Annotated in this window: 12 protein-coding genes; 2 read left to right on the top strand and 10 right to left on the bottom strand. The window is 71.0% G+C overall.

What is annotated here, in order from left to right:
* Position 1 precedes the first annotated feature (1 nt).
* The 6 genes from ACFT7S_RS02785 to pdhA all read right to left on the bottom strand — a co-directional run bounded on the left by ACFT7S_RS02785 (position 2) and on the right by pdhA (position 7188).
* Positions 2-1141 (bottom strand): potassium channel family protein, encoded by a 1140-nt coding sequence (locus ACFT7S_RS02785; RefSeq protein ID WP_382726043.1) that lies wholly within the window; start codon positions 1139-1141, stop codon positions 2-4.
* Positions 1099-2508, bottom strand: coding sequence for a molybdopterin molybdotransferase MoeA (locus ACFT7S_RS02780; protein ID WP_382726040.1), 1410 nt, complete (start codon positions 2506-2508; stop codon positions 1099-1101). The genes ACFT7S_RS02785 and ACFT7S_RS02780 overlap by 43 nt, the downstream gene beginning before the upstream one ends.
* A 164-nt stretch (positions 2509-2672) precedes the next feature.
* A complete protein-coding gene (locus ACFT7S_RS02775) occupies positions 2673-3548 on the bottom strand; it encodes a DUF6457 domain-containing protein (RefSeq protein WP_382726037.1) in 876 nt (291 codons plus the stop codon).
* Positions 3549-3638: 90 nt separating this feature from the next.
* Positions 3639-5000, bottom strand: coding sequence for a dihydrolipoamide acetyltransferase family protein (locus tag ACFT7S_RS02770; RefSeq protein WP_382726035.1), 1362 nt, complete (start codon positions 4998-5000; stop codon positions 3639-3641).
* Complete coding sequence (locus tag ACFT7S_RS02765; RefSeq protein ID WP_382726033.1) at positions 5000-6031, bottom strand: alpha-ketoacid dehydrogenase subunit beta; 1032 nt, start codon at positions 6029-6031, stop codon at positions 5000-5002. The genes ACFT7S_RS02770 and ACFT7S_RS02765 overlap by 1 nt, the downstream gene beginning before the upstream one ends.
* Positions 6028-7188, bottom strand: coding sequence for a pyruvate dehydrogenase (acetyl-transferring) E1 component subunit alpha (gene pdhA / locus ACFT7S_RS02760; protein WP_382726031.1), 1161 nt, complete (start codon positions 7186-7188; stop codon positions 6028-6030). The genes ACFT7S_RS02765 and pdhA overlap by 4 nt, the downstream gene beginning before the upstream one ends.
* A gap of 212 nt (positions 7189-7400) precedes the next feature.
* Here pdhA and ACFT7S_RS02755 point away from each other — a divergent pair, with 212 nt between their 5' ends.
* Entirely contained in the window at positions 7401-7940 is a 540-nt protein-coding gene (locus ACFT7S_RS02755) for an Lrp/AsnC family transcriptional regulator (protein ID WP_382726028.1), read from the top strand.
* Here ACFT7S_RS02755 and ACFT7S_RS02750 read toward each other — a convergent pair.
* Positions 7930-8523, bottom strand: a complete 594-nt coding sequence (locus tag ACFT7S_RS02750) for a TetR/AcrR family transcriptional regulator (protein ID WP_382726026.1) — start codon at positions 8521-8523, stop codon at positions 7930-7932. The two genes, ACFT7S_RS02755 and ACFT7S_RS02750, sit on opposite strands and share 11 nt — an antisense overlap.
* Positions 8524-8646: 123 nt before the next feature.
* On the opposite strand from ACFT7S_RS02750, the gene paaN reads away from it, so the two are divergent.
* Entirely contained in the window at positions 8647-10347 is a 1701-nt protein-coding gene (gene paaN / locus ACFT7S_RS02745; protein ID WP_382726023.1) for a phenylacetic acid degradation protein PaaN, read from the top strand.
* 367 nt (positions 10348-10714) lie between these two features.
* On the opposite strand, the gene ACFT7S_RS02740 is transcribed toward paaN, so the two are convergent.
* From ACFT7S_RS02740 to ACFT7S_RS02730, 3 genes are read right to left on the bottom strand one after another with little or no spacing between them, the layout of a single operon-like run.
* Positions 10715-11452, bottom strand: coding sequence for a TrmH family RNA methyltransferase (locus tag ACFT7S_RS02740; RefSeq protein ID WP_382726021.1), 738 nt, complete (start codon positions 11450-11452; stop codon positions 10715-10717).
* Positions 11449-12771, bottom strand: coding sequence for an HTTM domain-containing protein (locus ACFT7S_RS02735; protein WP_382726019.1), 1323 nt, complete (start codon positions 12769-12771; stop codon positions 11449-11451). Before ACFT7S_RS02735 ends, ACFT7S_RS02740 begins: the two co-directional genes overlap by 4 nt.
* Positions 12768-13745, bottom strand: a complete 978-nt coding sequence (locus ACFT7S_RS02730; protein WP_382726016.1) for a DUF5819 family protein — start codon at positions 13743-13745, stop codon at positions 12768-12770. The genes ACFT7S_RS02735 and ACFT7S_RS02730 overlap by 4 nt, the downstream gene beginning before the upstream one ends.
* Positions 13746-13832: the final 87 nt, after the last annotated feature.

Here is a 13832-nt window from a genome sequence, read left to right as displayed (position 1 = left end):
GCTACCGCAGCCCGCTGCCCGGCGGGGGACTGCTCATCGGGATGTGGGACGGGGAGGCACGCACGATCGTGATGAGGCGGTCCGTCAGTTGCAGCGGGCTGGCCGCCGGATCGTCGTAACCGAGCAGCCGATGACCCCGCAGCACGCTGACGACCAGGTCCTCGACCTCACGCACGTTCTTGCCCACCTCGGCCTTTATCACCGGCCGCTCGATCAGGTCGAGCCCGCTGCCCTGCTGGATCAGGTCCTCCATGACCGTGCCCGCGCTCGGGCTGAGCACGGAGAGCCCGAGCAGCCGCCCGGCCGCGCTGGCGCTGGTGATCACCGCGTCGGCGCCGGACTGACGCAGCAGCGGCGCGTTCTCCTCCTCGCGCACGGCGGCCACGATCTTCGCGCCGCGGTTGAGCTGGCGCGCCGTCAGCGTCACCAGGACCGCGGTGTCGTCGCGCTGGGTGGCAATGATGATCTGACGCGCTTTCTGGAGCTCGGCGCGCAGCAGCACATCGCTGCGTGTCGCATCGCCCAGCACGCCCACGAAGCCCTCGGCGTTGGCGGCCTCGATCACCTTCGTGGCAGGGTCGACGACGACGATGTGTTCCTTCTTCAGGCCCGTGCTGCACAGCGTCTGGATCGCCGAACGGCCCTTCGTGCCGAAGCCGACGACCACGGTGTGTTCACGCAAGTTGCTTCTCCAACGGTTCAGCCGGAAGTCCTCGCGGGTCCGCTCCGTAAGGACCTCGAGGGTGGTGCCGACCAGGATGATCAGGAAGAGCACGCGCAGCGGCGTCACCAGGAGCACGTTTATGAGCCGGGCGCCGTCGCCGTACGGAACGATGTCGCCGTAACCGGTGGTCGAGAGCGTCACCGTCGCGTAGTAGACGGCGTCGAGGAAGTCGACCCGGCCGTCGGCGTTGTCGTGGTACTCGTCACGGTCCACATAGACGATCAGAACCGTGGCGGCCAGCACCATCATCGCCATCGCCACGCGCTTGGCGACCTGCCGCAGCGGCCGGTCCATGACCCGGCGAGGCAGCATCACCCGGGTGGGGACGACATACTCCTCAGCGCGCCTGGCCATCGCATCCTGGCCGGGAAGTTTCACGTGAAACACCCTTCCGTCCACGGCGTCGCCGAGGCCCACGGCAGATCGAGGATCTCCACCTCGGTGCCGGACCGTACCCCGCCCGGCGACACAACGGCCAGCCCGTCCGCAGCGGCGATCCCACGGAGCATGGCGGGGCCGTTGTAGTGCAGCGGTACGACGTGGTCCAACCCGCCCCCGTGCGCGGCACGATGGACGACGGGGACGAGCCGGGTGTCGTGCGGATGTCCCTGCACGCCGTCATGAACGAGCGCCCGGTACGGGTCCTGGGCCGTCCGCCCCGCGATGCCCCGCAGCAGGGGCTCGGCAAGCGTGAGCAGACCGGAGACGGCGGCCAGCGGATTGCCGGGCAGCCCCACGACGTACGGCCCTTGGGAAGCGAGACGGGCCAGCAGCATGGGATGGCCGGGGCGCACGTCGACGCCGTCGATCAACAGCTCGGCTCCGACTTCGGCGAGGACCGGGTGGACGTGATCGACCGGACCGGCGGCTGTGCCGCCGGTGGTCACGACGAGGTCGGCGTCCGAGGTGGTGAGCGCATGCCGCAGAGCCGCGGCGTCGTCGCCGAGGCGGCGGGGCTCGCCGACCTCTGCGCCCAGGGCCCGCAGCCAGGGGCCGAGCATGGGGCCGAGCGCGTCCCGGATCAGCCCGTCGTGCGGGAGCCCGCCGGTGAGGAGTTCGTCGCCGAGCACGAGGACGTCGACGCGGGGGCGGGGCACGGCGACCAGGGCGTCGTATCCGGCAGCGGCGGCCAGCCCGAGGACGGCCGGGGTCACCAGGGTGCCGGCAGGCAGCAGTTCGTCTCCGGTCCGGCACTCCTGGCCGCGCGGCCTGATGTCCTGCCCGGGAACGACCTCGCGCTCCGCGTAGAGCAGCCCCTTCGCTTCGTCGGCGTGTGCGTGCTCGCTGCGGATGACGGCCGTGGCATCTGCCGGGATACGGGCTCCGGTGGCGATCCGTACCGCCTCGCCGTCGGGCAACGCGGCGGGCGCACTGTGCCCGGCGAGGAGTCCTTGGCCCTCCCGCACGGTCCACGGGCCCGGCCCGGCGACGACCCAGCCGTCCATGGCGGAGGTGTCGAAGGACGGCAGATCGGTGAGCGCGTGGAGCGCCTCGGCAAGGACGTGTCCGAGCGCCCGGTCGAGGGGAAGGCGGTGCGCGGAGACGGGAACGGCATGCCCTGCCCGCGCGGCCAGGGCGCGCGCGTCGCCCCAGGAGGTGGCCTTTGAGCGCCGGGGGCGCGAGGGATGCGAAGGGGCGGCGGGGGAGTGCGGGGTGGAGGAGTGCGGGGTGGAGGAGCGCAGGGCCGAGGCCTCCCGCTCCCCCGGACGGTCTGGCCGGTCTGGCCGGTTCGACGCCACGAGAGCCAGAGCCTCCTCCACGGCCCGCTCGTCCTCCGCCGCCATCGCGGGAATCGAGGACGAACCCGGCGCGGGCGAGGACGAGGGTGCCGATGCCGAGCCTGAACCCACGGGCCGGGACGGTGCGTCGCTCGGGGGCTGCATGGCGCCCGGGGACGAGGAGCCGCCGACACCGGTACCTGTACCTGTACCCGCGCCGTGATGCCCCGTCATTGTGGGTCGGCCTCGTTCGTGGCCCCCGCCTCCTCCTCCCACCGGAGGGCTAGCGCGGCGGCCTTGCGGACGGCGTCGGCCACCGCGTCCGCCGTCGCTTCCGGGCCGTCACCGCTGCTCGCCTTCGCCGCCGCGTAACCGACCAGGAAGGTCGTCAGAGGCGCGGCCGGCCGGGCGACGCCGTGCGCGGCATCACGGGCGAGGTCGAGCAGGAGGCCGGTGTCGACGTCGAGGTCGATGCCGAGTTCGTTCTTGACTGCGGTGATCCATTCGTCCAGCACGGTCCCATGCTCCCTGATGCGGGCCCTGGCTGTGGCGATGTCTTCCCAGGTGTCGCAGTCGAAGGAGTCCAGGGGACCGGCCTCGACCCGGGCGAGATCCAGCTCGGCCGTCAGCAATCGCAGCGGCAGTCCGGCGATGCTGCCGTGCTCGGTGGCCAGGAGCGCGAGTTCACGACGCAGCGGCTCGGCCCGGTACATCGCGACCAGCGGCTGGTCACGCCCGCCGGGATCGGTGCACAGGGCGCCCTCCCGGCTCCCTTCCCCGGCGGCGGCCAGCAGCGCCCCGACGATCGACGCCCCGAGGAACGGCAGGTCGGCGGAGAGTACGAGCACATGCTCCGCCGTCGTGTGCCGCACCCCGGCCCCGAGTGCCGCCAACGGCCCCCCGCCGACCGGAACTTCTCGCGTCCAGGTCACGGGCCGTCCGGTCGGCCGCCGCCCGCCCACCACCACGGTGGTCCCGGCTCCGGCGCACGCCGCGAGAACCCGGTCGAGCAGCGACCGGCCGCCGACCCGGACCCCGGGCTTATCGGCTCCGCCGAGGCGTTTGGCGGCCCCTCCGGCAAGGACGATGGCGTCATAGGCGGTCATGCCCCGAGTATGCGTGTACCCGGCCCCGGCCGATCCCCCAGGGACCGGACACGCACCGCGGTCCGGCCCCGCACAGCCCTCGCCCCGCCGCTACACGGTGCGCAACAACACCGCCGGCTGTTCCACGCAGTCGGCCACATACCGGAGGAAGCCGCCCGCCGTACCTCCGTCACAGACCCGGTGGTCGAAGGTGAGCGAGAGCTGGACGACCTGGCGCACGGCCAGTTCGCCCCCGTGCACCCACGGCTTGGGGATGATCCGGCCGACGCCCAGCATCGCCGCTTCCGGGTGGTTGATGATCGGTGTCGACCCGTCGACCCCGAACACCCCGTAGTTGTTCAGCGTGAATGTCCCCCCGGTCAGCTCGGCCGGCGTGAGCGTCCCCGTACGGGCCGACTCCGTCAGCCGGGCGATCTCGGCCCCGATCGACTCCACGTTCCGGGACTGCGCGTCCCGGACGACCGGCACGACCAGCCCGCGTTCCGTCTGGGCGGCGAAGCCCAGATGGATGTCCCGCAGCCGCACGATCTCCCGGGCGGCCGGGTCCACGGTCGAGTTGAGCTCGGGGAACTTGGCCAGCGCCGCCGTGCAGATACGGGCCAGCAGGGCGAGCACCGACACCTTGGGGCCCGCGGACGGGCCACCGGCGCCGTTCATCGCCGCTCTGGCCGCCATCAGCTCGGTGGCGTCGGCGTCGACCCAGCACGTCGCGTCCGGGATCTCGTGCCGGCTGCGCGACAACTTGTCGGCGACCGCGCCCCGTACCCCGCGCAAGGGAATCCGCTCACCGGCAGCACCCAGCCCCGCCCGTGGCGACGAGCCCGCGACGGGCGCCGTGACCGTCACCGGGGCGGCAGTCGCAGCCGTCCGCTCTGCCACGGCCCGGATCGCGGCCTCGACATCGGCGCGCAGAACCAGCCCGTCGCGCCCCGACCCCGTCACCTGACGCAGATCGACGTCATGCTGCCGGGCAAGCTTCCGTACGAGGGGCGAGACAACGGCCACCGGCCCCCGCACCTCTTCGGCGGCGGGCACCGGTTCGGGCGTCGCGGGCCGCGCCGACACCGACTCGGGCCGGACCCGACGGCGACGTGCCGCCGGCGCCCCCGTTCCGTAACCCACCAGCACATTGCCGGACGACTCGGCCTCGACAGACCCGGAACCAGCCGCCCCGGACCCCGTGGCGGACACCGGCCCGGGCTCCGACGAACCGACCGCCACCGTCAGCAACGGCGCTCCGACGGGGAGTTCCGTCCCCTCCTCGCCGAACCGCGCGGTCACCACGCCCCCGTAGGGACACGGCACCTCCACCATCGCCTTGGCCGTCTCGACCTCGACGACCGGCTGGTCGATGGCGACGACATCGCCGACCTCCACCAGCCAGCGCACGATCTCCGCCTCGGTCAGTCCCTCACCGAGGTCCGGCAGCTTGAATTCGAGCACTTGGGCCATCAGCTCTCCGCCTCCCACTGCAGACGGGCCACCGCGTCGAGCACCCTGTCCACACCCGGCAAATGGTGCCGCTCCAGCATCGGCGCCGGATACGGGATATCGAATCCGGCGACCCTGAGCACCGGCGCCTCCAGATGGTGGAAGCACCGCTCGGTGACCCGCGCGGCGATCTCCCCGCCGGGGCCGCCGAATCCGGAGGACTCATGGACGACCACGGCACGCCCCGTACGCCGTACCGACGCGGCGACGGTCTCGTCGTCGAACGGCACCAGCGAGCGCAGGTCCACGACTTCGAGGTCCCAGCCCTCGGCCACCGCGGCCTCCGCCGCCTCCAGGCAGACCGGCAGGGACGGCCCGTAGGTGATGAGTGTCGCGCTGCGCCCGGAGCGGCGTACAACAGCCCGTCCGATCGGCTCGACCGGCACCGGTGCGTCCGGCGACCAGGCCGCCTTCGACCAGTACAGCCGCTTCGGCTCAAGGAAGATCACCGGGTCGTCGGAGGCGATCGAGGCCCTCAGCAGCCCGTACGCGTCGTCGACCGTGGCCGGAGTGACGACGTGCAGACCGGGGGTGGCCATGTAGTACGCCTCGGAGGAGTCGCTGTGATGCTCGACCCCGCCGATTCCCCCGCCGTACGGCACCCGCACCGTGATCGGCAGCGGCATGGCGCCCCGGGTCCGGTTGCGCATCTTGGCGACGTGGCTGATCAGCTGCTCGAACGCCGGATAGGCGAAGGCGTCGAACTGCATCTCGACCACGGGCCGCAGCCCGTACATCGCCATACCGACGGCTGCGCCCAGGATTCCCGCCTCGGCCAGCGGCGTGTCCGTACAACGGTCGTCGCCGAACTCCTTCGCCAGACCGTCGGTGATCCGGAAGACCCCGCCGAGCGTGCCGACGTCCTCACCGAGGACGTGCACCGAGGGGTCCTCGGCCATCGAGTCGCGCAGCGCACGCCCGAGGGCCAGCGCCATGGTGGCCGGCTTGGGCTTCCCCGCCTGCGTGCCGGGAACCGCCGCTGCGGTCGTCATCGCCGCTCCTCCGCGTTGTCGTCGTGCTGGTCCTGCTCGGCATCCAGCTCGACACGCAAGCGGGCCGCCTGCTCGCGCAGCTGCTCCGTCTGCTCCGCATAGACGTGCGTGAACAGGCTCATCGGGTCGAGCACCGGATCGGCGTTCATCCGCTCGCGCAGTGCGGCGGCCATCACGTCCGCCGCCTCCTTCGCCGCCACGATGCCGTCCTCGTCCAGCAGTCCGCGCCCGGTCAGCTCCCGCTCCAGGAGCCGGATCGGGTCGTGCGCCCGCCATGCCTCGACCTCGCTGTCCACGCGGTACCGCGTGGCGTCGTCGGCGTTCGTATGGGCGTCCATGCGGTAGGTGACGGCCTCGACGAGCGTCGGTCCTTCACCACGCCGGGCGCGGGCCACCGCCTCGCCGAGGACCTGGTGCACAGCGGCCGCGTCGTTGCCGTCGACCAGCCGGCCGGGCATCCCGTATCCAACGGCCTTGTGGGCCAGAGAGGGCGCCGCGGTCTGCTTGGCCAGCGGGACGGAGATCGCGAAGCCGTTGTTCTGTACGAGGAAGACGACCGGGGCCCGCCAGACGGCCGCGAAGTTCAGCGCCTCGTGGAAGTCGCCCTCGCTGGTCCCGCCGTCGCCGACCATGGCGAGCGCGACCACGTCGTCGCCCTTGAGCCGCGCGGCGTGGGCCAGACCCACGGCGTGCGGCAGCTGCGTGGCGAGCGGGGTGCAGAGCGGGGCGATGCGGTGCTCGCGCGGGTCGTATCCGGTGTGCCGGTCGCCGCGCAGAAGAGTCAGTGCCTCGACGGGGTCGAGTCCGCGCGCCACGGCCGCGAGGGTGTCGCGGTAGCTGGGGAAGAGCCAGTCCTGCTCCTCCAGCACGAGCGCGGCCGCGATCTCGCATGCCTCCTGCCCGGTGCTCGACGGGTAGACGGCGAGCCGGCCCTGCTTGGTCAGGGCCGTGGCCTGCGCGTTGTACCGACGACCGCGCACCAGCTCGGCGTAGAGCCGCAGCAGCAGAGCGGGGTCCGCGTCGGCCGCCGCGTCCGTACCGAGCACGCGGTACGGCTCGGGGTCCGGGAGCAGCGGCGCCGGGTCGGTGAGCGGCTTCCAGGCCGGGGGCGGCGTGGGCCGGTAGGCAGCCGCGCCGGGCAGCTCTTGAACCGTCATGAACAAGCACCTCCTGGCTTCGAGGTATATCGAGGGGTGTCGAAATATGTCGAAATGTCGAGGGGTAGACGAGGCACGGGTGTGGCGTGCCTCACCTACCGATTGTTCGGTCGCGGGGGCATTTTGGCTACAGGCACCGCCAGGCTGTGGACAAACGGTTCTCCACAGCCTGGGATAGGGGCAGGTCGTCCACAACAGGGAGGCACGGGGAGATGGCGTCTGAACAAATGGCCGAGCGGGGCGAGGACCCTGGTCCCGTTCCGCCCGCCAGGCCGCTCGATGCCATCGACCGCGACATCCTCCGCATCCTGCGGTCGGACGGCCGCGCCTCGATACGGTCGGTCGCCGACCGCGTCCACGTCTCGCGCGCCAACGCGTACGCACGTATCAACCGGCTCGTGGAAGACGGCGTGATCCGCGGGTTCAGCGCACGGGTGGACCACGAGCGGGCAGGGCAGGGCGCCTCCGCGTACATCACGCTCAAGATCGTGCAGAACTCGTGGCGCACGGTGCGCGAGCAGTTGCAGGCACTCCCGGGGGCCACCCATATCGCGCTGGTCAGCGGCGATTTCGACGTACTGCTCCTGGTCCACACCCCGGACAACCGGGCGCTGCGCGAACTGGTCCTGACCAGGATTCAGGCCATCCCCGAGGTGCTTTCCACCCGCACCCTGCTGGTGTTCGAGGAGACCGACCTGGGCCCCGGCCCGGACCGCCCCACGGATCTGGCCCAGGGCTTGGTCAGCGAGTGACCCGCATCCCCTCGAAGGCCAGCTGCACCACCGTGTCCGCCAGCTGCTCCGCCTCCGCGGAACCGCCGGGCTGCGGGCGGTACCACTCGACCAGGGAGTTCACCATCCCGAAGAGCAGCCGAGTGGCCAGGCGTATGTCGACGTCGGCACGCAGATCCCCGTCGGCCACCGCCGCCTTGAGCAGCTCCGACACCCGCTGGTCGAACTCGCGCCGCCGCTCCAGCGCCCAGCGCTCGGTCTTCGTGTTGCCCCGCACGCGCAGCAGCAGCGTGACGTAGGGCAGCTCGGTCATCAGCACCTCGACGGTGCGGCGCGTGACGTATTCGACCCGCTCGATCGTGCGCCCGCGCGTCGCGCCGGACTCCTCGAGAATCGCGAAGAGCCCGTCTATCGCCCGGCTGACGGCCCGCCTCAGCAGCTCTTCCTTGCCACTCACATGGTGGTAGATGGACGACTTGGAGATGCCGGCCGCCTTGGAGAGGTGCTCCATCGAGGTGCCGTCGTAGCCGCGCTCGTTGAAGACACGAACGGCCACGGTGAGGAGCGTCTCAGGCGTGTAGGTGTCCCGCTTGGCCGTAGTCATGCCCGCGATCCTCCCCCATGAGTTGTCCACAGGTTTCCCGGGGGCCCTTGCCCCGACCGATCGTTCGGTTACTCTAACTCCGTCCGCCCGTCCCTGCCCAGCTCGATGAGGAGTTGGTCCGTCATGGCCGCCGAGCTCTCCCCCCAGCAGCTGTCCGAGACCCATCGACCGACGCTCGACCAGGCTCTCGAAGCCATGCGTACGCGTGCCTACTGGTCCCCGCACCCCGAGCACCCGAAGGCGTACGGCGAGGGCGGCGCCCCGGGCAGCCTGGGCCCGGCCGAGGGCAAGGCCGCGTTCGACGCCGTGCTGAACGCCCGGCTCGACCTCGGTCAGCCCGGCACCGACGGATGGACGGGCGGCGAGACCTCGCCGTACGGACTGGAGCTCGGCGTCGAGTACCCCCACGCCGACCTGGACATCCTGCTGCCGGCCATGAGCGCGGGCATGGGCGCCTGGCGCGAAGCCGGACCGGAGACCAGGGCCCTTGTCTGCGTGGAGATCCTTTCCCGGATCAGCGCCCGCACCCATGAGCTGGCCCTCGCGGTGATGCACACCAGCGGCCAGGCGTTCATGATGGCGTTCCAGGCGGGCGGCCCGCACGCTCAGGACCGCGGCCTGGAAGCAGTGGCGTACGCGTACGCGGAGCAGATCCGCACCCCGCAGACCGCCGACTGGTCCAAGCCCCAGGGCAAGCGCGACCCGCTCCAGCTGAGTAAGTCGTTCACCGCGGTGGGCCGCGGCATCTCGCTGCTGATCGGCTGCAACACCTTCCCCACCTGGAACAGCTACCCCGGCATCTTCGCCTCCCTCGCCACCGGCAATCCGGTTCTGGTCAAGCCGCACCCCCGCGCGGTGCTTCCGCTCGCGCTCACGGTGCAGCTGGCGCGCGAGGTCCTCACCGAGGCCGGCTTCGACCCGAACCTGATCGCCCTGGCCGCCGAGCGGCCGGGTGAGGGCATCGCCAAGACCCTGGCGCTGCGCCCCGAGATCAAGATCATCGACTACACCGGGTCCACCGCCTTCGGTGACTGGCTGGAGGCCAACGCCCGCCAGGCGCAGGTCTACACGGAGAAGGCGGGGGTCAACACGATCGTCATCGACTCCACCGACGACTACCGCGGCATGCTGGCCAACCTGGCGTTCTCGCTCTCCCTCTACAGCGGCCAGATGTGCACCACTCCGCAGAATCTGCTGATCCCCCGCGACGGCATCACGACGGACGCGGGCGACAAGTCGTACGAGGACGTGGTCACGGACATCGCCGCCGCCGTCACCGGCCTCCTCGGCGACGACGCCCGGGCCGGCGCCCTGCTCGGCGCCCTGGTCAACCCGGACGTAAAGGCCAGGGTGGACGGCGCCGCGGAGCTGGGCGAGGTGGCCCTGCCCTCACGGACGGTGGCCAACGCCGACTTCCCCGACGCGGTGGTCCGTACACCGGTCATCGTCAAGCTCGACGGCACCAAGTCGGACGACGGCGCTGCTTATCTCTCGGAATGCTTCGGCCCGGTCTCGTTCGCGGTCTCGGTCGACTCCACGACGGACGCCCTGGCCCTGCTGAGGCGCACGATCCGCGAAAAGGGCGCGATGACGGTCGGCGCGTACACCACGTCACCGGAGGTCGAGCGCGAGGTGGAGAACGTCTGCTTCGAGGAGTCGGCCCAACTCTCGCTGAACCTGACCGGCGGGGTGTACGTCAACCAGACGGCGGCGTTCTCCGACTTCCACGGATCGGGCGGCAACCCAGCGGCGAACGCGGCACTGTGCGACGGCGCGTTCGTCTCGAACCGCTTCCGAGTAGTGGAAGTCCGCCGCCAGGCATAAGCGCCTCGGCCCCCGCTCCCACCGGCGTCTGAGGAGCGGGGGCGCAGGACGTCCCCACGCAGTTCTGCCCCCACCACCTCTACGCAGCGCTGCCACCCACCGACCTCTACGCGGCGCTGCCACCCACCAACCTCTACGCGGCGCTGCCACCACCTATCCCCCACTCAGCGCTGCCCCACCCCAGCTCTGCCCCACCCACCCCAGCTCTGCCACGACCCACCCCCGCTGAGCCCCTGCCCCGCCCCCACCCAGCCCCTCCGGCGCTTGAGGAGCGGGGGGCCGGGGGCAGAGCCCCCGGTTACGGGAAGGGGCGGGGTGGGGAAAGGCCCGCCGCAGGCGCCACAAACCGCCCGCCGCAACCCCCCACTCAGCCGCCAGAAACCACCGCACCCGCACCCGGCCCCACACCCGGCCCCGGAATATCCGCATACCGCTGCACCCACGCATGCATCGCAATCGCCGCCGCAGCCCCCGCATTGATCGACCGCGTGGACCCGAACTGCGCAATCGAGCACACCATCGACGCGTGCTTACGCGCCTCCTCCGTAAGCCCCGGCCCCTCCTGCCCGAAGAGCAGCACACAGCGCCGCGGCAGCTCGGTCCGCTCCAGCGGCACCGCACCGGGAAGGTTGTCGATCCCGATGATCGGCAGTCCCTCGGCCGCCGCCCAGGCGGTCAGGTCCGCCGTGTCGGGGTGATGCCGCACATGCTGGTAGCGATCGGTGACCATCGCCCCCCGACGGTTCCACCGCCGCCGCCCCACGATGTGGATCTCCTTCGCGAGGAAGGCGTTGGCGGTACGCACCACCGACCCGATATTGAAGTCGTGGCCCCAGTTCTCCACCGCCACATGGAAGTCGTGCCGCCGCAGATCCAGATCCGCGACGATCGCCTCCCGCGTCCAGTACCGGTACGCGTCGCCGACATTGCGCCGATCTCCGTGGGCGAGCAGCTCGGGGTCGTACCGCTCGCCCTCGGGCCACGGCAGCGGATGCGGCCCGACGCCGATCTCCGGCCCGTATCCGTCGTCGTACTGGACCGGTTCCGCCGCCGGGTCGGGGGCCACATTCGAAGGGGGCTCTGTACTGCCGTTCTCGCTGCTCACCCGACGAGCGTATGGCCCGCGCCACCACTGTGCTGCGGGACCTCCCCCTCGTCCTCCTCGGCCCGCCCCCGGTCGGCGGTCGCCGAGCCCTTACGCACACGGCGGGAGAAGAACCGCTCCCGCGTGAGCGTGGCCCGGCCACCCAGCCACACCAGGAAGACCGTCGGCAGGAACACCGCGTCCGCGGCGATCATCGCCATCGAGAAGAAGGGCAGTCCGAGCAGCAGGGCGATTCCGGCGTGCTCGCCGATCATGGCGACCAGCAGCACGTTCTTGACGCGCCGGTTGAACAGGGTGAACGGGAACGCGACCTGCACGAGGACCGTGCCGTACGTCAGCACCATCACCATCACGCCGCTGGACGCGAGGAGGTCAGAGAGCCCGGGCCACGGGGTGAAGTAGTCCAACTTGAGCGGGTAGTAGAGCGCCGTACCGTCCTGCCAGCGCGAGCCCTGGATCTTGTACCAGCCCGCCGTCGCGTAGATCAGACAGACCTCGGCCATGATCACGACGAGCGTCGTGTTGTGGGCGAGGTTGGCCAGGACATCGAGCAGCGTGCGCGGCTCCCCGTCCGGTGCGAAGCGGTTCGCGGCCCACCAGGCACCGTTGCCCACCCACAGCACCCACAGCAGGGTCGGCAGCCACCACGTGCCACCGAGGCCGCCCATGAACGTGGCCACCAGCAGTACGGAGCCGAGTACGGTCCAGAGGACGGGACCCGCCACGTCCCGAACCGGCCCGAGCCCGTCCGCCGCCCGTGCCGCGTTACGCCCCGCACGCCGCGCGTCCAGCGACCACACCTGTGCGCAGCGGGTCAGTACGAGGTAGATCGCCATCAGATGGATGACGTTGTCGCCGCCGTCGCCCATGAAGATGCTGCGGTTCTGCAGGGACAGCACACCGACCATGAAGAGGACGGACATGGTCCGGCTGCGCCAGCCGACCATCAGAAGCGCGGCCGACACCAGCGCGAGCGCGTACACGCTCTCGAACCACACCGTGCCGTCCGACCACATGAGCACCGTGAAAGCGCCGTTGTTCCCTATGAGCTGCTCCGCCATGCCCCACTGCCACGGGCCGTCGGGGCCGTACATCTCGTGGCGGTGCGGGAACTCCCGCAGCAGGAACAGCAGGTACGTGGCGGCGAAGCCGATCCGGATGACGGCGCTCTGGTACGGGCCCAGGGCCGCCGAAGTGACGCGCTGGATACCGTGGGCGAGCTTGCCCGCGACCTTTCCAACGGGCTTTCCGACGGGCTTCCCGACGGGCTCGGGACCGGGATTCCGGCCGCTGTCCCGCACATCGGTGGGAGTGCTCACTTGTCCGTCTCCTCACCCTGCGACGCCCGCGTCGCTGCGTCGTCGTTCCCGGGAAGATCGGCGGCGTCCACGGTCCACCAGGGGAGCACCCGGTAGGTGGGCCGGGTGCTGATCTTTTCCTCGCTCCACGCCGGCGCCGGGACGGAACGTACGGCGGAGCGGACCTGGATGCGCTCGACCGTGCCGCCGTAGTCGTGCGCGTCGAGGCGCAGCATCACGATGCGGCGGATGTAGCGCTCGGAGAGATCTCCGCGCAGACCGTTGGAACGGTTCTCGCTGTCGTGGGAGTTCAAGTAGAAGTCCCAGCCGCGGCGGAGCTCGTTCTGATCGACATGGCTCGGAAGGAGGTTGCCGCGTATCGCCTCGCCGTCCTCACCGGACAGGCTCATCCAGGGGGTGGTGCGACGGCCGTCGTCCCCTGCCACCTCGGCGCGCACGTGTACGGCGATGTTCTGCTGAAGCGGATTGGGAGCGAAGAGCTTCCAGTTCTGCTCGAACTCCGGATAGACCCATTCGTCTATCGCCTCGCCGTGCTGCTTCGTCAGGGTGTTGGACGGCGCGACGTGCAGAAACACCATGGCCAGGTGTACGGCACCGAGCACCCCGATAACGGCCAGCGCCAGGGCGGCGACGACCTGGTACCGAACCGAGAGCGCGGCTATCCCGCCTCCGCGGGCAGCGACTGCTCCGGGGACGGCATCCCCTCCGCCGTCCGTATCCGCGTCCGGTGAGGCACCGGCTTCGCTGTCCGCCGAGACATTCTGCGAGGCACCCGCCGTGACGTTCGGCGAGGCACCCGCCGTGGCATTCGGCGAGGCATCCCGCCCCGGCCCTGCCTCCTGCCGGGGGACCTGGCCCGTCCCGGTGTCCGTACGCCCGCCCGGCCCGTCCGACCCGTCCGCCCGGTGGCTCACCGCCTCAGGCCAGGCGGCCTTCCGCTCGCTCTCGGCGCCCCCGCCGTGGTCCGCATCCATCCCGCCCCGATCACCGTCGATCACCACTCAGTTATCCACAGGGTTGACACCCTACGGGCCGCCGACTCACCATTGAAGTCATTGAAC

It is taken from the genome of Streptomyces sp. NPDC057136, from assembly GCF_042670885.1.
In the GTDB taxonomy this organism is placed as follows: Bacteria; Actinomycetota; Actinomycetes; order Streptomycetales; family Streptomycetaceae; genus Streptomyces.
The sequence above is the reverse complement of the archived record's forward strand: the minus strand, read 5'-3'. Positions and strand labels throughout refer to the sequence as shown.